The organism is Corynebacterium marquesiae (assembly GCF_030229635.1).
Lineage (GTDB): Bacteria > Actinomycetota > Actinomycetes > Mycobacteriales > Mycobacteriaceae > Corynebacterium > Corynebacterium marquesiae.
Map to the genome: position 1 here is coordinate 1 of NZ_JASPII010000004.1, position 18952 is coordinate 18952.

The 18952-nt window shown below is 58.9% G+C and carries 16 protein-coding genes and 1 tRNA gene; 12 read left to right on the forward strand and 5 right to left on the reverse strand.

The genetic code is table 11. The features are described from left to right. Window positions 1-594, forward strand: a 594-nt coding sequence (locus tag QP971_RS03495) for an integrase core domain-containing protein (protein ID WP_284821743.1), incomplete at its 5' end; no start/stop codon positions are given. Window positions 595-691: 97 nt separating this feature from the next. Here the strand turns inward: QP971_RS03495 and QP971_RS03500 are convergent. Further along, window positions 692-765: transfer RNA gene (locus QP971_RS03500), tRNA-Arg, on the reverse strand. 39 nt (window positions 766-804) lie between these two features. After that, complete coding sequence (locus QP971_RS03505) at window positions 805-1722, reverse strand: LysR family transcriptional regulator (RefSeq protein ID WP_284788840.1); 918 nt, start codon at window positions 1720-1722, stop codon at window positions 805-807. Window positions 1723-1797: 75 nt separating this feature from the next. Between QP971_RS03505 and QP971_RS03510 the strand changes: the two genes are divergently transcribed. The 6 genes from QP971_RS03510 (at window position 1798) to ald (ending at window position 8945) form a co-directional block, all read left to right on the forward strand. After that, window positions 1798-3840 (forward strand): bifunctional copper resistance protein CopD/cytochrome c oxidase assembly protein, encoded by a 2043-nt coding sequence (locus tag QP971_RS03510; RefSeq protein WP_284810881.1) that lies wholly within the window; start codon window positions 1798-1800, stop codon window positions 3838-3840. 182 nt (window positions 3841-4022) lie between these two features. Further along, window positions 4023-4664, forward strand: coding sequence for a single-stranded DNA-binding protein (locus tag QP971_RS03515; RefSeq protein WP_284810882.1), 642 nt, complete (start codon window positions 4023-4025; stop codon window positions 4662-4664). A gap of 119 nt (window positions 4665-4783) precedes the next feature. Next, entirely contained in the window at window positions 4784-6454 is a 1671-nt protein-coding gene (gene ettA, locus QP971_RS03520; RefSeq protein ID WP_049377249.1) for an energy-dependent translational throttle protein EttA, read from the forward strand. 25 nt (window positions 6455-6479) lie between these two features. Next, window positions 6480-6896 (forward strand): acyl-CoA thioesterase, encoded by a 417-nt coding sequence (locus tag QP971_RS03525; RefSeq protein ID WP_034660154.1) that lies wholly within the window; start codon window positions 6480-6482, stop codon window positions 6894-6896. 42 nt (window positions 6897-6938) lie between these two features. Beyond that, window positions 6939-7577 carry a DUF8185 domain-containing protein gene (locus tag QP971_RS03530; protein WP_284810883.1) on the forward strand — a complete coding sequence of 213 codons (639 nt, stop codon included), beginning with the start codon at window positions 6939-6941 and terminating at the stop codon, window positions 7575-7577. Between the two features lie 276 nt (window positions 7578-7853). After that, complete coding sequence (ald, locus tag QP971_RS03535) at window positions 7854-8945, forward strand: alanine dehydrogenase (RefSeq protein ID WP_284791462.1); 1092 nt, start codon at window positions 7854-7856, stop codon at window positions 8943-8945. 100 nt (window positions 8946-9045) lie between these two features. On the opposite strand, the gene QP971_RS03540 is transcribed toward ald, so the two are convergent. Continuing rightward, entirely contained in the window at window positions 9046-9429 is a 384-nt protein-coding gene (locus tag QP971_RS03540; RefSeq protein ID WP_284788842.1) for a globin, read from the reverse strand. Continuing rightward, window positions 9430-10440: a mechanosensitive ion channel family protein gene (locus tag QP971_RS03545; RefSeq protein WP_049377244.1), complete on the reverse strand. Its 1011-nt coding sequence runs from the start codon at window positions 10438-10440 to the stop codon at window positions 9430-9432. A gap of 142 nt (window positions 10441-10582) precedes the next feature. On the opposite strand from QP971_RS03545, the gene QP971_RS03550 reads away from it, so the two are divergent. Beyond that, complete coding sequence (locus QP971_RS03550; protein ID WP_049377243.1) at window positions 10583-11740, forward strand: cystathionine gamma-synthase; 1158 nt, start codon at window positions 10583-10585, stop codon at window positions 11738-11740. Window positions 11741-11775: 35 nt separating this feature from the next. Here QP971_RS03550 and QP971_RS03555 read toward each other — a convergent pair whose 3' ends face one another. Beyond that, window positions 11776-13644, reverse strand: a complete 1869-nt coding sequence (locus QP971_RS03555; protein ID WP_284810884.1) for an FAD/NAD(P)-binding protein — start codon at window positions 13642-13644, stop codon at window positions 11776-11778. 202 nt (window positions 13645-13846) lie between these two features. On the opposite strand from QP971_RS03555, the gene QP971_RS03560 reads away from it, so the two are divergent. Genes QP971_RS03560 through QP971_RS03575 form a run of 4 tightly spaced genes read left to right on the forward strand, consistent with a single transcriptional unit; the run spans window position 13847 to window position 18947 of the window. Beyond that, window positions 13847-15502: a TIGR04028 family ABC transporter substrate-binding protein gene (locus QP971_RS03560; protein ID WP_284810885.1), complete on the forward strand. Its 1656-nt coding sequence runs from the start codon at window positions 13847-13849 to the stop codon at window positions 15500-15502. Between the two features lie 3 nt (window positions 15503-15505). Further along, complete coding sequence (locus QP971_RS03565; protein ID WP_284810886.1) at window positions 15506-16516, forward strand: ABC transporter permease; 1011 nt, start codon at window positions 15506-15508, stop codon at window positions 16514-16516. Then, on the forward strand, window positions 16513-17325 hold the full coding sequence (locus QP971_RS03570) for an ABC transporter permease (protein ID WP_284810887.1): 813 nt from the start codon (window positions 16513-16515) through the stop codon (window positions 17323-17325). Before QP971_RS03565 ends, QP971_RS03570 begins: the two co-directional genes overlap by 4 nt. Next, a complete protein-coding gene (locus tag QP971_RS03575) occupies window positions 17325-18947 on the forward strand; it encodes a dipeptide ABC transporter ATP-binding protein (protein WP_284810888.1) in 1623 nt (540 codons plus the stop codon). The genes QP971_RS03570 and QP971_RS03575 overlap by 1 nt, the downstream gene beginning before the upstream one ends. The last annotated feature ends 5 nt before the right edge of the window (window positions 18948-18952 follow it).

The following is an 18952-nucleotide window of genomic DNA, read 5'->3' on the forward strand; positions in this document are numbered from 1 at the left end:
ACGCTTACGGATAATGGGCTAGTGTTTACCGCCCGCTTAGCCGGGCGTAAAGGTGGGCGAAACGCTTTTGAAAAAGTCCTCTACACCTACAAAATCCAGCAGAAAAACGGCCGCCCAGGCCATCCGCAAACGCAAGGAAAAATTGAGAGATTCCACCAAACACTCAAAAAATGGATCACTGCCAGACCACCCGCGAAAACTATAGGTGAACTGCAAGAACAACTAGATGAATTTCGCGACTACTACAACATTCACCGACCCCACCGAGCACTTGGCAGACGTAGCCCACACCACAGCTACACGACAGGGCCCAAAGCCAGCCCAAGTGACAATCCAAAGCAAGAATGGCGCACCAGAAACGACATTGTCTGGGACAACGGCAAAGTCACCGTGCGCTACGCTGGCAAGCTTTTCCACCTAGGCATCGGCAGAGCCTTTAAACGACAAAAAGTCCTCATGGTCATCGCCGACAATCACGTCATCACGTCACTCGCCGAAACCGGCGAAGTAGTCACCGAGCACTACATCGACACAGCCCGTGACTATCAAAGGCCCTACTGGAAACAAGGAGACCCACCCCAAGGCACAAAATAAAAGAAACCGGCACCCCAGAACAAAAAGCAACTGAGATGCCGGTTTGTCAACGATGCCGCGACTCATCTGTCAAACATGTCGCGACTCATGACAACGGTGCCCCCAGCAGGATTCGAACCCGCGACACATGGGGTAGAAACCCACTGCTCTAATCCACTGAGCTATGGGGGCTTACAACGCACTCATAGTAGCCCACGAGGGCGGGGAAACCTAAGCCAGGGTGTGCTGCGGCGTGCGCAGGATGTCCACCAAGTCTTGGGCAGCTGCGGTCAGCTCGCGATCCGTGCGGTAGGCCACGATAGCGTAGTAGCGCGGCAGATCATCAGCAATGGGGCGGGTGATAATGCCGTGTGGCTGCACAGTAGGTGCGCAATTGGGCACGATGCTGACGCCGAGGCCACTGGAGACCATGGGAATCGCGCTATTGAGGCTGGCGACCTCCTGGGTCTGTTCCGGCTTGAGACCCGGGCGGCTATTCCATAGGTCGTGATAGAACTCGGCCAGTTCAGGAACTTCGCGGCTGCGCGGTGGGACAAGCCAAGTTTCCTTTTTCAGCTCGGCGAGGGAGACGGGGGATTCCAACTCGGCGAGGCGCTGGGGAAGGGCGACGGAGTAGTCGAACGTGGCCACTTGGTGGACGGTGAGTTCGGGGGAGTAGCGGCGAATGAAGGCCTTCGGATCGGACGTCGGCAAGAGTGCTAGGTCCACCTGGCCATCCAGTAGGTGTTTGATAGCGGTGGCTGGCTCGGCGTCATCCAGCGAGACATTGGCGGTGGGGTAAATCCGCTTGAGCTCAGCGAGGGCGGCAGGGGTAAATTCCCAGTTCAAAATAGCGCCGGAGGCTAGCGACACGGTGCTGGCTTTATCGCCGGTGATTTCGCTGATATGGCGCTGGGTTTCGCTCAGTAGTGCATCAACCTTAACGGCCGTTTCGTAGACATAATCGCCAGCCTCAGTGGTGGAGACGCCAGAGCGCCCGCGCGAGAGCAGCTGCGCGTTCAGTTCCTTTTCTAGCTTCCGGATGGAAAGGCTCAGGGATGGCTGGGTCATATCGAGGGATTCAGCAGCGTGCGTGAATGAGCCATTGTCTACAACGGCGCGGAAATAAAGAAGTTGACGGGTGTCCATAAGCTCCATGATGACACATGTAAAGACAAAACGTGTGTTATGTGCGAAACTAGGTCGCGCTATACAATACGCACTATGGCAAATGAGCAGGTTAACAGCGTGAACGCGGCGGGTAGGAAGCCCCGCCCTTCCTGGGGAATTTATATCGCAGCGATGCTTATTGCCGGCCTAGTTGCCGGTTTTATTTCCCTGTTCCTTTTAGCCGATTCCCTAGCTGCCTTGGGCATTCCGGATCCCGGCCGCATAACCACCTTTGGCCTGCCACTTTTTCGTGGCATGGCGTGGGTTCTCATGGCTTTATCCGTGGGCTCTTTCTTGGCCTCGTCCTTCCTCATCGCTCCGCGTGGAAACAACGCTGCGCTTATCGATGCCCCCTTGTCCGTCGACGGCCACATAGCCGCGCGCACCGGTACGTGGGCTTCCTTTGGTATGGCGGCCGTGGGGCTCGTGGAAATTCCGCTCATTATGTCCGACCTCACCGGCGCGCCCTTTTCCCAGGTATTCGAGCCTTCCATCATGAAAATGGCGCTGACGGAAATTTCCACCACCATTGTGTGGGCAATCTCCGTGGTCATCGCCCTAGTAGTGGGCATTCTCGGTCTCGTGGGCCGCGGCTGGTCCATGCAGCCAGTCCTGCTTTTCTTGTCCATAATGCAGGTCGTACCAATTGGCATGGAAGGCCACTCCGCGGCGGGCGGCGACCATGATTACGGCACCAATTCGCTGCTGTGGCACTTGGTCTTTGTCATGCTCTGGGTAGGCGGGCTTATGGCGCTTATCGCCCACGGTCGGCGTCTCGGCCCCAATCTCGCCTTTGCAGTGAAGCGCTACTCCGGTATCGCCTTTATGGCTATTGTGGTGCTCGCTGTTTCGGGCTTGATTAACACGCTTATCCGCATGAATATCTCCGATCTGGTGGATTCCGCGTACGGAATCATTCTGATTACCAAGTTCGTGCTGACGATTTTGCTGGGCATTTTCGGCCTCGCACACCGTGAACTCACCATCCCGCAGCTGGGCAAGAATCCGCGCCTTTTCCTTCGCATTGCCATCGTGGAAGTAGCGGTCATGGCCGCCACCATTGGCGTGGCCATTACGCTGGGCCGCACTGTGCCGCCGGCGCCGCGCGATCCTAACCTCAACTCGATGCAGATTTTGATGGGCTATGAGCTGTTTGAAAAGCCTACGGTGCTCAACGTGTGGACCATGTTCCGCTTTGACATCATGTTCGGCACCATTGGCCTGCTCTTGGCCGCGGCCTATGGCTACTGCGTCTACCGCGTGCATAAGCGTGGCCTGACCTGGAGCAAGGGGCGCACCGCATGGTTTATGTGCGGTGCGCTTGGCCTGACTCTTGTAATGTCTACCGGCCTAGGTCTTTACATGCCCGCGATGTATTCCATGCACATGTTGGTGCACATGATTTTGTCCATGGCGGTACCGCTCCTGCTCGTCCTGGGAGCGCCGCTGACCTTACTTATGGAGGCTTTTGAAGCGGGGCCGGAGGGACAGCCTAGCCTGCACGACTATGCGCTGGCGGCCACCCAGTCCAAGATCGTCGGGTTTATCACTAATCCATTTGTCAACCTCGTGCAGTACCTATTTTTCCTCTACGTGCTGTATTTGTTCCCGGGCCTATATCAATTCGCTATCTCCGAGCACGCCGGCCACCTCATTATGAACTTTATGTTCATCATCTCCGGCTGCTTCTATTTCTGGGAAATCATCGGGCCGGATCCGCTGCCCAAGCGCCACTCCACTCCGTTCCGATTGGCCGTGTTGTTCCTTTCCATGCCATTCCACCTCTTTGCCGGTGTGTATCTCATGCAGCTGCAAAGCGTGTTGGGGGCAGACTTCTACCAGTATTTGGATCTGCCCTGGGATCAGGATCTGCTCCAAGACCAACGCGTGGGCGGCGGCATCGCGTGGGGCTTTGGTCAGTTCCCGCTGGTTATCGTCTTTGGCAAGCTCTTCCTGGACTGGCTCAGTGATGATCGCGCTACGGCTCGCCGCCACGATATGCAGGCGGATGCGGACGATGATGCCGAACTGGAACGCTATAACGCGATGCTGCAGGATATGGGCCACGGTGATGAATCGAGCTTCCGCGGGCGCTAGCCTGTGGATAACCTGTTTAAAATCACCCCAAATCCCTAGTTCTGTTGACGGGTACAACAAGTTATTCACAGGCTAAAGGTGGTCGGCATGGTGCGGCTTGCGCGCTGGTATCAGGATGTGGAAGCGAGCGAGGAAAACCGAACTCGCCTATCCAACTATCCAGCAAAGGATTTTCTAGCACCATGTCCCAATACCCAATTACCTTGACCGGTCGCCTTACTCGCGATCCCATCCTGACCAAGACGTCAACTGGGGCCTATAAGGCCAAACTGCGCGTTGCCTCCTCGCGCCGAATTCCGGACCGTCAGGTCGATGCCGGCGCCAATGATCCGGAAGGACACAACTCCAAAGCCCCGCAGTGGCGCGACGTAGACCACCTCTACATCGACGTCGAAATGTGGAATCAATTCGCCATCAACGTGCGCAAATCCCTGGCTAAAGGCATGCCGCTGGTCATCGTGGGCTCCTTAGTGACAGAACAATGGCGCGATGACCAGGGCACCGATCACTTCCGCACTTTCATTAAGGCGCAGTATGTGGGCCTGGATCTAAACCGCCACGTTATCGGTACGAAGCGGCTTGCTCCGCAGTACAACCAGGAAAATATTGCGGTCCCAGAACTAGGGGACAACGCCATCGAACCGGACGTGGACCACAGCCTGCCGTCGCAGCAGGCGGGGCAGGGAGATACCGCTGCCGATACCGCAGCGGACCGCTTCCTAGCCGAACGAGCCGCAGCTGCACGCGGTGGGAAAGAAGATACCTTCGACGCCGAAGTGGAAGAGGAAGCTGCCGAGGCAGAATCCGCCCCGGTGAACGCTTAAGCGTTTTCTCCCCGGCTTGATCGCCTCGGGTATACCTGACCCGAGGCACTTGGGCGGTGGTTCTGATGTAGTGTTTGTGTAGATAAATACGTCTCCCAAATTTTTGCAAAGGGGTAAAAGTGGGCGAATTCATCTACACGATGAAAAACGTGCGCAAGGCAATTGGCGATAAGGTCATCCTTGACGATGTAACAATGGCGTTCTACCCAGGTGCCAAGATTGGTGTGGTCGGCCCTAACGGTGCCGGTAAGTCCTCCATTCTGAAGATTATGGCCGGCCTGGACCAGCCTTCCAACGGCGAGGCTTTCCTGGATCCGGGTGCCACCGTGGGCATCCTACAGCAGGAGCCGCCACTCAATGACGAGAAGACCGTGCGCGGCAACGTCGAAGAGGGCTTGGGCGATATCTTTGAAAAGAAGCAGCGCTTCGAGCAGATCGCCGAGGAAATGGCCACCAACTACAGCGATGAGCTCATGGAAGAGATGGGCAAGCTGCAAGAAGAGTTGGACGCCGCCGATGCTTGGGAGGTTGATTCCAAGATCGAGCAGGCCATGGAAGCTTTGCGCTGCCCGCCTTCCGACGCCCCAGTGACCAACCTTTCTGGTGGCGAGCGCCGTCGTGTAGCGCTAGCTAAGCTCCTGCTCACCGAGCCGGACCTGCTGCTGCTCGACGAGCCTACGAACCACCTAGACGCCGAGTCCGTGCAGTGGCTGGAGAAGCACTTGGCCGATTACCCGGGTGCTGTCTTGGCCGTGACCCACGACCGCTACTTCCTCGACCATGTCGCGGGCTGGATTTGTGAGGTTGACCGCGGCAAGCTCTACCCGTATGAGGGTAACTACTCCACCTACCTGGATAAGAAGCAGGAGCGCCTGGAGGTCGCCGGCAAGAAGGATGCGAAGCTGCGCAAGCGCTTGAAGGACGAGCTGGAGTGGGTACGCTCCGGTGCGAAGGCTCGCCAAGCCAAGAATAAGGCTCGTCTGGAGCGTTACGAAGAGATGGCTGCTGAGGCCGAGAAGTACAAGAAGCTCGACTTCGAAGAGATCCAGATTCCTACCCCGCCGCGCCTGGGCAATAAGGTCGTGGAGGTCAAGGACTTGCAGAAGGGCTTTGATGGTCGCACCTTGATTAAGGACCTCTCCTTCACCCTGCCGCGCAACGGCATCGTGGGCGTTATCGGCCCGAATGGCGTGGGTAAGACCACCCTGTTTAAGACCATCGTTGGCCTGGAGCAGCCGGATGCCGGTTCTGTCGAGGTGGGAGATACCGTCAAGCTGTCCTACGTGGACCAGAACCGTGAAAATATTGATCCTGAGGCAACCGTGTGGGAGGTCGTCTCCGGCGGCCTAGATTACATTCACGTGGGCCAGAACGAGATGCCTTCGCGTGCTTACCTGTCCGCTTTCGGCTTCAAGGGCCCGGATCAGCAGAAGCCATCCAAGGTGCTTTCCGGTGGTGAGCGCAACCGTCTGAACTTGGCACTGACCTTGAAAGAGGGCGGCAACCTGATCCTCCTTGACGAGCCGACCAACGACTTGGACGTGGAAACCCTCGGCTCGCTGGAAAACGCGCTGGAGAAGTTCCCGGGCTGTGCCGTGGTCATTTCCCACGACCGCTGGTTCTTGGATCGCACCTGTACCCACATCTTGGCCTGGGAGGGCAATGTGGAAGAAGGCCAGTGGTTCTGGTTTGAGGGTAACTTCGGTGACTATGAGAAGAATAAGGTCGATCGCCTCGGTGAAGAGGCAGCTCGTCCTTCTCGCGTGACCCACCGCAAGCTGACCCGCTAAGTAGCTGAAGCCTTTATTGAGGAGAATGATGGCAACCCCAAGTGTGCACACGTATCGTATTCAAACCCGCTGGTCGGACTTTGATATGTACGGCCACATGATGAACGCAAACTACATCGAGCTCGCCCAAGAGGCGCGCTTGGCCTTTGCGAAGGAGCATATCTATTCCAAGGGCCTTGACTTCATCGCGTTCGTGCGCCACCTCGATGTGGACTTCCTTCGCCCGATGGAGTTTAAGGACACCACTACGGTGGAGGTAGAAACTACCATTTCGCAGATTGGCACCACCTCGTTTACCACTACCCAGCAGGTCAAGGATGACCAAGGGGAAGTCGCGGCAACTGTGGAGTGCGTGCAGGTAGTCATCGATCGTCAGCAGCAGACTCCTCGTCCGCTGACGGAACAGGAAAAGGATATTCTGCAAAATACCGCGGCTAATTAACCGCGGCGCAGAGCGAAGATGAGAAAGGCAGGGCCCGAAGGCATGGTCACCGAAACTCTAGAAATTGGAAGCGGTGGACCTGGCCTTCGGGCCCTTGTCACGCGCGCAGTCGGCTTGGACGCGGGTGCCTCGGTACGGCTGCGCCAGCTGACTGACGACGTCGTTGATGTCTTTGTCACCACCCCCTTCGAGGTGGTTGCCTCCCGCCGTGTGCAGGGTGTCGTTTCCCGCGATGGAGCAGTGGTTTCTGCTGCCACGCTCGCCGAGCAGCTCAAAGAGCGTGAATCTAGCGGCACGTTAGATTTGGGTCCAGCCCGCGATCCATCCTGGCCGGGAGCCTTGCCGCCGGCGACTGGCTACAGTGTGGTCGATACCTTGCCGGTCACCGTTGTTCGTGAACTTTCCGATAAAGGTCAGCAATTGACCCGGCAATTTTCCGGCCCCATGGGCCCGCCGTCCAGCTTGTTGAATCAGACCGTTGTCACAGTGGAAGGCGATGGCGCCACGGTCGAAATTCCCATGCGCATGATCTTTGCCTGCACCAACCTGGGCCTTATTCCTGGATTTTCCGCCCCGATGGATGTGCCGCGCCACCTGCGGGTAGCTCAGTTGGGCCGGTGGGTGCGACTCGATGCCCCCTTTGGCAGTATTTACCGCTCCACCCGCTTGTCCTTGTTCTAGCTTTCGCCACCAGGGCGGACACCCCTGGTGTTCAACAATGTCGGCGTACCAGCGCCCCATAATGGGCGACGTTGCCCGAAAAGTAGTCTGTCTTAGGGGTAGGGGGATCCTGGGGCCGTACCGCTAGAAACCTTGTGAACAGCGTGTTTAACCGGGACGTTGGCGTAATGTTACCCCCGCAGTGTGAATTCACCGGCAGAGCGCCGCGCGCAAAAGTGTCCTGCGTTACGCTTACATGGTCGATGTAATTTCCTGCACCCACAAGGAGAACATGTAATGCGTATTGCTGTGCCTAAAGAAATCATGAATAACGAGAACCGCGTGGCTCTTACCCCGAGCGGCGCGCAGACCCTTGTTCACGACGGCCACGAGGTCCTCATCGAGACCGGTGCTGGTGAGGGCGCATCCTTCCCGGATTCTGAGTACGAGGCCGCCGGTGCCAGCATCGTTGCTACCGCGGAGGATACTTGGGCGCAGGCGGAACTGCTGCTGAAGGTCAAGGAGCCGCTCGAGTCTGAGTACCAGTACCTGCGTCCGGACCTTACCGTCTTTACCTACCTGCACCTTGCCGCGGATCGTCCCTTGACTGAGGCGCTTGTTGAGGCCAATGCCACTGCCATCGCCTATGAGACGGTTACTGACCGCCACGGTACGTTGCCACTTCTTACTCCGATGTCCCAAGTGGCAGGTCGCCTCGCTGCAATCGAGGGCACCCACCACCTGCTCTCCACGCAGGGTGGCCGCGGCCTGTTGGTTTCTGGAGTTCCGGGTACCCAGCCAGCACGCGTCGTCGTGATCGGCGGCGGCCAGGTTGGCGCGTCCGCCGTTGCCATGGCCCATGGTCTGCGTGCCGAGGTCACCGTGCTCGACCTTGATCCGCACGTTTTGCAGCGCTTCGATGATCAGTACGCCGGCGGCGTGCGCACCTTGATTTCGGATCCGGCCACCATCGATAAGGAACTGCAAGAAGCCGACCTTGTCATTGGCGCCGTGCTTATTCCAGGCGCTGCCGCACCGAAGCTGGTGCGTGAGGAGACCGTAAAGAAAATGAAGAAGGGTGCCGTCCTCGTGGACGTCGCCATCGACCAGGGTGGTTGCTTCGAAAACTCCAAGAAGACCTCTCACGATGAACCAACCTTCAAGGTGCATGACACTCTGTTCTACTGCGTGGCGAATATGCCGGGTGCGGTGGCCAATACCTCCACCCGTGCCCTGTCTTCCGCAACTCTGCCCTACATTCGCGCGGTGGCCAATGACAACCTGGATGCCGCCATCAAGCGCTTCCCGGGCCTAGAAGGTGGCGTAATGACTCGTGGTGGCCGTCTGGTCTCCGAGCCTGTGCGTAAGGCCTTTGACTGGGAAGACTAAGCATCGAGTCCCCATAGTGTGGGCTAGATAAACCACAAGCCCGGCTCCTCGCTAAATAGCGGGGCCGGGCTTGTCTCGTGCGCGGGGGAAGACGGTGCGGTTATGGTGCCTTGTTGATCATCATGGCGGCCACGCGCTGCATATGATCCCAGATCATCTCGCGGTAGGCCGGCGGGATGGTTTCCTCGTCGATCTTGGCGAGGGAGTTACCCATAAGCTCTAACCACCGGTCATGCGCGGTTATATCGATGGGGTAAGGGGTGTGGCGCATGCGCAGGCGCGGGTGGCCGCGGTTTTCAGAGAAGAGCTGCGGGCCACCCCAATACTGTGCCAAAAACCAGGTAAGGCGCTGCTCGGCGCCTTCCCAGTCATTATCGGGGTACATTGGGCCGATGACATCGTCCTCTTTGACTTGGGAATAAAAGCCGTGGACGAGGCGCTCAAAGGTTTCCATGCCGCCAATGGCCTCATAAACAGAATCCATTTACTCTTCTTCTTCCTTGCGGGGATCGGAAATGCCGATGCCGTGAGGGTAGGGGGTAGTAATACCTTTAGTGTGCATGACATTGAGCACGCGGGACTGCAGGAAACGCTGAACGTCCCACTGCTTGCCTGGCAAGGTCTTGGTCGAGACGCGGAAGGATACATAATCCGGCTCAAAGCCAGACATGCCGTCCACGCGTGGCGTGCTGAGGATGAGCTTGCGCACCTTATCGTCCTGTGCGGCTTCTTTCACTGCGTCCTCAATGACTACGCCAGCAACCTCTGGGTCATTAGAAAGACCTACCGGAATCTGGATGCGGGCAACGGAGTACTCATCAGAGTGGTTGGCCACCTGGAGAATTTCACCATTGCGCACGTACCACAGGGCGCCATCGATATCGCGGACCGTGGTGATGCGCAGGGAGATGGACTCGACGTCGCCAAAGACGCCATTGCCCAAATCAACCACGTCACCAATGCCGTACTGGTCCTCAATGAGCATGAAGATGCCGGAAAGGAAGTCCTTCACCAGCGCCTGTGCGCCAAAGCCGAGGGCAACGCCAATGACACCGGCGGAGGCGATAAGCGGTGCTACGTTGACCTCTAACTCATCCAGGATGGCGATAATCGCCCACACCCAGACGAAGATGGCGGCGGCAGAACGGGCTACGCCGGCAAGTGTCTTGATGCGAGAGGCCCGCCGGGTCTCGCGGGTTTGGCGCATGGCCTCTTCTTGTTGGCTGAGTTCGGGGCGATTGGCGCGGCCCTTGAATTTCCCGCGCAGGCGCTGCTTATCTAGTCCGGAGGATTTAATGCTATTTTCGGCCACTTTGTTGATAACTCGGCGGAGGAGCCAGTGGGTGATAATGGCCAGGATAAGGATGATGGCGATGCGAATCGGGCGCTCGATAAGCCAGCTTTGCACCTTCTCGTCATTCCAAAAACTGGACACGGACTCGACGGCCGAGTCCGTGGTGGAAGCGGCTGAGGCTAAGAATTGCGTATTCATCATTCTTTCTTAGTCGAGGACAATGGGAACCACGCCCATTGTAGGGGTTGCTCCTGAAAGTTCGACGGGCCCCAGGCTAAGGTTTGTGAAAATAAATACCCATCTCTCCATTGGAAATGAACAGCTTGGTCTAGACTGTGGTGCTATGACTGAACGCAGCACGCAGAACCTCGCTCAAGGCTTTACGTCCCGTTCCATCCATGGTGGCTATCACCCGGACCCGCACATGGGCTCTATCAACGTGCCCATCTATGCCTCGACCACGTTTGCGCAAGACGGCTTGGCGCAGCTGCGCGGTGGATTCGAATATGGCCGCGTGGCCAATCCCACCGTGCGCTCGCTGGAGCGCACCCTAGCGGCACTGGAAGGCGCGGAGTATGCACGCGTGTTTTCTTCCGGCATGGCCGCTGCCGATACCTTGATCCGCATCCTGGTGCGCCCAGGAGATCACGTCATTTTGGGCAATGACGCCTACGGTGGTTCCTACCGCCTGCTCAATGATTTCACCGAGTGGGGCGTGGAGATGTCCATCGTGAACACCAGCGATACCGCTGCTGTTGCGGCCGCGGTTCAAGAAAATACCAAGCTTATCTGGCTGGAAACGCCCACCAATCCGGCGCTCAATATCACCGATATTGCTGCGGTGGCCAAGATTAAGGGCAACGCGCAGGTGCTGGTGGACAATACTTTTGCCACGCCTTACCTGCAGAACCCACTGGAACTCGGCGCCGACCACGTGCTGCACTCGACCACTAAGTACTTAGGTGGGCATTCAGATGTACTGGGTGGCGCGGTAGTGACTAATGACGCCCACGTGGACGAGCGTCTGCTCTACTTCCAGGGCAATGTGGGCGCGGTGAGCTCGCCTTTCGACGCCTACCTTACCGCCCGCGGTATCAAGACGCTGTCGGTGCGCATGGATCGCCACTGCGCGAATGCCCAGAAGGTAGCGGAATTTTTGCAGGGACGACCTGAGGTCAAACAGGTGCTCTACCCGGGGCTCAAGGAGCACCCGGGGCATGAACTGGCGGCACAGCAGATGCGTGGCTTCGGCGGCATGATGTCAGTGCGCTTCCACAGCGCGGAGCATGCCAAGCAGATCTGCCTCAATACGCGGCTTATCTGCCTGGCAGAATCGCTGGGCGGAGTGGAATCGCTCATCGAGCATCCAAAGAATATGACGCACGTATCCGCGGAAGGGTCCGAGCTGGTGCCGCCGGAGGATCTGGTGCGCATCTCCATCGGTATCGAAGACATCGATGACCTGCTTGCGGACTTGGAGCAGGCCCTCGACGCGCTATAGGCCGCGGCACTGGGCCCATAGCGCAGGTGCGGTGGCTAGGAGCGCACCACGGCAAGGAGGGAACCGGCAGCCTTGTCGGTTTCCTGCAGCATGAGCGGGTCCGTGCCCGGCATGGGGGAAATGGTGGTATCCGGCCACTGGGAATAGGTGGGGATGCCCACGATGTGCAGGCGTGCATCCAACTCACCGTCCGGGTGAACGGTGCGGCGGGTAGCCCCATCGGTCTCTGGGGAGCCGGTGGGTTGGCCGTGATCGGGGAAGGGGCGCACGCGGCCGGAATCCACCAAGCAGCGCGTCATGGCATCGCCGGCGGTGCGGATATCGGGGCGGTGCATAAAGGCGTCGACAAGCGTGGGCGCAGAAGCGGAGCGAGGGCCGGAGGTCAGGGTGAAGTGATCGGCCGCGATGGACACGGTGGGGTGATCGCCTAAGAAGTGGGCTAGGCCGGCATCGACGAGCGCGAGCAACTGGCGCACGCGGAAGAGTGGTGGGCCGGAGCCGATCATCTGGCCAAAGGACATGACCTGGCCGTAGCGGCCGGTGCGGGACTCGCGGGTGTAGCGACCCTCTGCGCCAAGGATGGAGGCCGGCTTGCGCGATTGCGACAGCGACCACAGCGCGGCCTTGATGGGGGAGTCATAGCCGGCGGCGGCTTCCCGAATATCGCCTTCCATGGACTGGGCAATGTGCTCGGTGAGCTCAGCGATGTCCCCGGTAAACCCGGCAATCTGGTACATGAGATCGTTCATGTCCCATGGCTCGGTGACCATGGGTGCAATGGCCGCGCCCAGCTCATCGGGGGCGGTGGCATCGATGGCCTCGAGAATCTCTGCGCGCGGGCGCAGGAGGGAATCCGGGCGCACGCGCTCCAAGGTGGTGATATAAGCCTCGTAGCTATCGCGCGCGATGGCGGGCCAAACCTGGGCGTCAAAGTCGATGTCCTGGGCGCCACTGAGCTTCGCAATGACCTCCTTCAGGCGGCGGCGCGGCATGGTAGGCGGCAGCTCACCGTACTCGGACTTGGGGTGGTAGGGGTAGCCGCGGCCGGAGGAAATAATGAAGTTAGGCTCCTGCCCGCAAGGCTCATAGCGCAGGCCGGAGCGCGCGGAAGGATCCTCCACGAATTTGCCGCCGCGCTCGATTGTGGTCAGCGCCATAATGTCATAAAAGCCCATGCCCAGACCGCGTACCAGCACGTCCTCGCCGCCCGGAATGGCGGCGTAGTCTTGCTCTACCGGGTTATTAGGGGCGATCCAGTTCAAACCGGAAGCGGCCAACTGCTTTTCTTGCTCGTTGTATTCCGGAGTCATCCAGCCATAGGCCAGTACCGTGGCATCGGCGCGCACCTCGGAGCCATCGGCTAGGTGGAGGACGTCTTGGTGACCGCCCTCTTTGATGGTCTCCAACCGGCTGAAGTGATTCACGGTGGAAATACTCTTGGGCAGACGTGCAATGACCACGTCATAGACCCAGCGCAGGTACTCGCCATACAGTGCGCGCGAAGGGTTGGATTCGGGGCGGGTAGCCGCGAGTTCCTTGCGGTAGTCCTGGGCAATATGTGCGGCCGGTGGGTGCTGCTCAAAAAGCTCGCGCTTGGCGGCGGAGATATTCTCGCCATCGCCGCGCAGCAGCTGGATCCACTCGTACTGAATGGGGCCCTCGAGCACAGGGGCATCCACGGTGGAGCCGGGCTCGGTAAAGAGGGTGACCGCGCCGGCGCGGGTGTTCATACACAGGGTTTTGGTTTGGTCCGTTTCCCAGATGCGGCCGGCGCCATGTTGGGCGTCATCGATGAGGTGGACGGTAATGGGGGCGCTGGAATCGTCCATGCGGGCGGAGAGGCGTTCCAAGATGGAAATGCCGCGCGGGCCCATGCCGACGATCGCGATTGCTGGAGTAGACATACCTCCTATCGTGCCACATTCAGGCCCTTTCAGGATCATTGGACCTGGCAGTAAGAATAAAATAGACCAGAAGGTCTATCAGTGGATTTATGAACTCTTGTTTTGCCAGGTAATGAAGTAGACCGTCCGGTCTTGTATTTGAGGGAAGGTGTGTGGTCTAATGGGCGAGTACTACTTAAGACTTAAAGGAACTCGAGCTTTTATGAAGCAATTTTCTCGGCTCCTGCGGCCCGTGGCTGCGGTCCTGGCCAGTGGCGCGCTAGCTCTCTCGCTTACCTCGTGCGCCTCTACTTCCCACGCCGCGGAAGATGGCGTGGTCACCTATGTCGAGCCCAATATGTTCAACAACCTCTATCCGCCCTCCGGCGGTTATTACCCCAATGGGGGTGTGCTCAATAACATCACGGACCGCCTGCTCTGGCAGGACCCGGATACCCTCGAGCTGCACCCGTGGATTGCGGAGGAGATGCCCAAGGCAAACAAGGACAACACCGAATTCACCTTCAAGATTCGCAAGGGCGTGACCTACTCTGATGGCTCCCGCCTGGATGCCGCGAACGTGAAGAAGAACTATGACCTTTATGCCCTAGGCGACGAAGATCGCATGCTCACCCCATCGGAGCAGCTGCCCAACTATGAAAAGTCCGAGGTCATCGATGACTACACGGTGAAGTTCTACTTCAGCGAGCCTTCCCCAGGCTTCCCGCAGTCCACCTCCGTGATGAACCAGGGCCTGCTTTCTAATGCCACCCTGGATTTGGATGACACCGGCTTCGCGCCGGGCAACGCCACCGCGATTTCCGGTTCGGGCCCCTTCGTCATTGAGGAAGAAGAGCTGGGCACCAAGCTGGTGCTCAAGAAGCGCGAGGATTATGACTGGGCGCCCCCTGCCCGCAAGGACCACCAGGGCCCGGCCGATATTGAGGGCATCAATATCGTGCTTGCGGCCGAGGACTCCGTGCGCGTGGGCTCGCTTGTAGCCGGCCAGTCCGATGTCGCGCGCCAGATCGAAGCCCCCGATGAGAAGCACCTGAAGGATCAAAACCTGCAGATTTTCGCCGCCCCCACCCGTGGCGTGAATAATAGCTTCCATTTCCACTTCCGCCATCCACTCTTGGAAGATAAGCGCGTGCGTCAGGCCATCATCCACGCTATCGACCGCGACAACATCCTGGACACCCTCTTTTCTGATTCCTACCCTAAGGGCACATCGATCTTGGCCAAGACGGCTATTGGTTATAAGGATCAGTCCGCGAACTATGCCTTCGATCCAGAAGAATCTAAGCGCCTGCTCGATGAGGCCGGCTGGCGCCCAGGCGAAGATGGCATTCGCGAAAAGGACGGCAAGCGCCTTTCTGTCACCTTCAATGAGGCCGTCCCACAGCCGCGCTCTAAAGAGATGTTCACCAAAGCTCAGGAGATGCTTAAGAACGTCGGCATCGAGGCCAACCTCAACCCAGGTGACCGCTCTGCACAGCAGAAGGCCATGAAGGACCAAGACACCGTGCAGGTACGCCATACCATGACTGGCCGTGCCAACGTGGATACCTTGGCCACGTGGCTGGATGGCACCGGGCGCAATTCTTTCCTCAACTATGACGAGGAGACCGATAGCTTTGGTGATGAGAAACTGCAGAAGCTGGTGGAGGACTATTTCAACCTCAGCAGTGAAAAAGAGCGCCTGGCCATGACTGGCCGCATGCAGGACTACCTGTCCGAGCAGGCCTATATCTTGCCCATGTTTGAAGAGCCGCAGGTTTATGGTTTCCAGCCATATATCGAAGGCTTTAGCACCGAGGCCATCGGCCGCCCGTCGTTCTATGCGGTAGAAATCAACCCCGCGGAAGGGGAGGACTAAACCATGAGCCTGAAAACTATTGCCCTGCGCATCGGCCAAGCCGTGCTCGTCATCTGGGCAACCTTCACCCTTTCTTTCATCCTTTTGGCGGCACTGCCTGGTGACGCCGTCGCGACCCGTTATGACAACCCTAACTTGGGGCTCAACGCCGAGCAGCTGGCCGCTATCCGCGAGGTTTATGGCGCCGATGAGCCACTCCTGGGCCGCTACTTCAGCGCGCTCGGCGGGTTCCTCACCGGTGATTTCGGCTTTTCGGTCGCCACTGGTACCGCCGTATCGGAGATGCTGGCAGATGCCCTTCCCTCCACGCTGGCACTGGCAGTATTCGCCTTCTTTGTAGGAGTGGTCCTGGCCTTCGTCGTGGCTATTGTCTCCACCTTTGGCCCATTTTCCTGGCTGCGCAGTTTCTTCCGCAGCCTGCCCTCCGTGATGGTTTCCCTGCCCACCTTTTGGATCGGCATCATCTTGATCCAGATATTCTCCTTTGGCTTGGGTTGGGTACCAGTCATCGGCGCGAGCGAGGCTCAAAGCCTCATCCTGCCGGTAATTACCCTGGCCATCTTCGTGGCCGCACCGCTAGCGCAGGTGCTGCTGCGCTCCATCGATGAGGTAATGGATATGTCCTTCGTGCAGGTAGTGCGCGCCAAGGGTGCTAGCGGTGCCTGGTTGTTGTGGCGCAACGTCCTGCGCAACGCGCTGCTGCCGGCGCTGACCATGGCCGGTCTTACCTTTGGTGAACTCGTCGGCGGCTCCGTGGTGACGGAGGCGGTCTTCGCCCGCCACGGCATCGGTGCGCTCACCGTGGATGCGGTGGCTAACCGCGATACCTCGGTGCTGCTGGCCATTGTGGTGCTTGCCGCCGCCGTCTTTGTCCTTATCAATCTGATCGTGGACCTGCTCTACCCAGTGCTTGACGTGCGCCTGCGCGAGCGCAAGCATGACACGGCATCTGACAAATCCACCGCCACCACCACCGATACCCCCGCAATAAACGAGAAGAAGGTCCAAGCATGAAGCTTAAATCCACACAGCTGAAGCTCACCCCGGGCACCATCATCTCGCTTATTGTGCTGGGCCTGGCGGTGCTCTGCGCGCTGTTCCCCCAACTGTTTACCTCCCAGGACCCTAACCAGGGCGGGGACACCACGGCGCTATTGCAACCCAGTTTCCAGCACTGGTTCGGCACCGATGCCGTCGGCCGTGATCTTTATACCCGCGTGGTCTATGGCGCGCGCCAATCCCTACTTGGCGCGCTGCTGGCCGTACTCTTCGGCCTCATCGTCGGCACCATTTTGGGCATCATCGCCGGAGTGCGCCGCGGCTGGGTCGATGCCGTCATCATGCGCATCGTGGACGTGCTGCTGTCCATTCCCGGCCTGTTGCTCTCCCTGTCCGTCATCATCGTGCTCGGACACGGCATCTTCAATGCCGCCATCGCGGTAGGTATCACCTCCGTGGCCACCTTTGCACGCCTTGCACGCTCCCAGGTGCTTAGCGTTGCCGGCTCTGATTTCGTCGAAGCCGCCTACGGCTCCGGCGGTTCTTCCTTCCAGGTGCTCGTGCGCCATATCCTTCCCAATTCACTTACCGCGGTCTTCGCTGTAGCAGCGCTGCAATTTGGCCTGGCCATTTTGCAGCTAGCCACCCTAGGCTTCCTGGGCTATGGCGCACCGCCCCCAACCCCGGAATGGGGCTTGCTCATCTCTGAATCGCGCGATTACATCGCCACGGCCGGCTGGTTGACCATCGCCCCGGGCCTTGTCATCGTCGCGGTGGTCCTCGCGGCCAACCACCTCAGCCAGACACTGCGAAAGGCGGCCTAATGTCCCTGCTTAGCATTAGTGATCTATCCATTACCTACCGCACCGCCCATGGTGAGGTAGAAGCGGTAAGTGGCATTGAGTTTGAAGTAAAACCTGGCGAAATGACCGCCATCGTTGGCGAGTCCGGTTCCGGCAAGTCCACCTCCGCCATGGCCGCCATCGGCCTGCTGCCAGACAATGCGTCGATCGTTTCTGGCACCATTACTTTCGACGGCCGCGACGTTACCCAGTATTCCCAAAAGCAATGGCGGGAACTGCGCGGTCGCCGTATTGGACTTATTCCGCAGGATCCTAATAACTCGCTTAACCCGCTCAAGACCATCGGTGCCTCGGTGGAGGAGGGTATGGCCATCCACGGGCAGGGCGATAAGGCCTCCCGGAAAAAGCGTGCACTGGAGCTTCTGGAGCGCGTGGGCATTGATGATCCGCAGCGCCGCTATGACCAGTACCCGCATGAGCTATCCGGCGGCATGAAGCAACGCGTGCTCATTGCCGCGGCCGTGGCATTGGAGCCGGAGCTTATCATCGCCGATGAGCCTACCTCCGCGCTCGATGTCACCGTGCAGAAGATCATCCTGGACCTCCTGGATGAGATGCGCGAAGAGCTCACCATGGGCATCCTTTTCATTACCCATGATCTGGCCGTAGCGGGCGACCGCGCCAATAACATCGTGGTGATGGAAAAGGGCACCGTCCGCGAGTCGGGCGTTGCTGCCCGCGTCCTCACCGACCCCCAGCATGCCTATTCTAAGCGCCTGCTTGCCGACGCCCCCTCGCTCACCGCCCCCACTTCCTCCCAGGCCGCATCTCCTGTGCGGGCCGCCGCGCCCGCGCACCGCGAAACCTTGCTCGAGGTGGAAGGGCTGAGCCAACGCTTCGGGGATTTCACCGCGGTGGAGGACATCAACTTTTCCGTGGCCCGCGGCACTACCCATGCATTGGTGGGGGAGTCTGGCTCCGGTAAGACAACCACCGGCCGCGCCATTTCCTTGTTGAGCACGCCCACCTCCGGCAGCATTCGCTTGGGCGGGGAAGACATTAGCTCCGCCCGTGGCAAGCGCCGTCGCGAGCTGCGCCGCTCGATCCAGATGGTCTACCAAAATCCTTTTGGCTCGCTAGATCCGCGCTTGAGCATTGGCGATACCATCGCCGAACCGGTGCGCAATTTCACCGGCGCTTCCAAGCGTGATGCGCGTGCTAAAGCACGCGAATTTCTTGATTTGGTGGCGTTGGATTCTTCCATGGCTTCCCGCCGTCCCCGCGAGCTCTCCGGGGGCCAACGCCAGCGCGTGGCCATCGCCCGCGCCATGATCATTGAGCCCGATCTCGTGGTGCTTGATGAGGCCGTGTCCGCGCTCGACGTCACCGTGCAGGCGCAGATACTGCGCTTGCTCGACGAGCTGCAGCGCGAGCTGGAGCTTACCTATATCTTCATCTCCCACGATCTGGCGGTAGTTAACCAAATTTCCGATACCGTCTCCGTGCTCTCCCACGGTACGCAAGTGGAATCTGGACCTACCGCGCAGGTCTTTGCGCACCCAGAAACCGAGTACACGCGCCAGCTCATTGACGCCATCCCTGGCTCCCGCTATCGTGCCGGAGACTTAAACTTGGGGCTATAACCGCG

Excerpts from the sequence above, each read along its gene's own strand:
- ald (WP_284791462.1), top strand. The coding sequence starts at position 7,854 with ATGCGTATTGCTGTGCCTAAAGAAATCATGAATAACGAGAACCGCGTG.
- QP971_RS03565 (WP_284810886.1), top strand. The coding sequence starts at position 15,506 with ATGAGCCTGAAAACTATTGCCCTGCGCATCGGCCAAGCCGTGCTCGTC.
- QP971_RS03550 (WP_049377243.1), top strand. The coding sequence starts at position 10,583 with ATGACTGAACGCAGCACGCAGAACCTCGCTCAAGGCTTTACGTCCCGT.
- QP971_RS03570 (WP_284810887.1), top strand. The coding sequence starts at position 16,513 with ATGAAGCTTAAATCCACACAGCTGAAGCTCACCCCGGGCACCATCATC.
- QP971_RS03575 (WP_284810888.1), top strand. The coding sequence starts at position 17,325 with ATGTCCCTGCTTAGCATTAGTGATCTATCCATTACCTACCGCACCGCC.
- QP971_RS03560 (WP_284810885.1), top strand. The coding sequence starts at position 13,847 with ATGAAGCAATTTTCTCGGCTCCTGCGGCCCGTGGCTGCGGTCCTGGCC.
- QP971_RS03545 (WP_049377244.1), bottom strand. The coding sequence starts at position 10,440 with ATGATGAATACGCAATTCTTAGCCTCAGCCGCTTCCACCACGGACTCG.
- QP971_RS03515 (WP_284810882.1), top strand. The coding sequence starts at position 4,023 with ATGTCCCAATACCCAATTACCTTGACCGGTCGCCTTACTCGCGATCCC.
- QP971_RS03510 (WP_284810881.1), top strand. The coding sequence starts at position 1,798 with ATGGCAAATGAGCAGGTTAACAGCGTGAACGCGGCGGGTAGGAAGCCC.
- QP971_RS03505 (WP_284788840.1), bottom strand. The coding sequence starts at position 1,722 with ATGGACACCCGTCAACTTCTTTATTTCCGCGCCGTTGTAGACAATGGC.
- QP971_RS03525 (WP_034660154.1), top strand. The coding sequence starts at position 6,480 with ATGATGGCAACCCCAAGTGTGCACACGTATCGTATTCAAACCCGCTGG.
- QP971_RS03555 (WP_284810884.1), bottom strand. The coding sequence starts at position 13,644 with ATGTCTACTCCAGCAATCGCGATCGTCGGCATGGGCCCGCGCGGCATT.
- QP971_RS03540 (WP_284788842.1), bottom strand. The coding sequence starts at position 9,429 with ATGGATTCTGTTTATGAGGCCATTGGCGGCATGGAAACCTTTGAGCGC.
- QP971_RS03530 (WP_284810883.1), top strand. The coding sequence starts at position 6,939 with ATGGTCACCGAAACTCTAGAAATTGGAAGCGGTGGACCTGGCCTTCGG.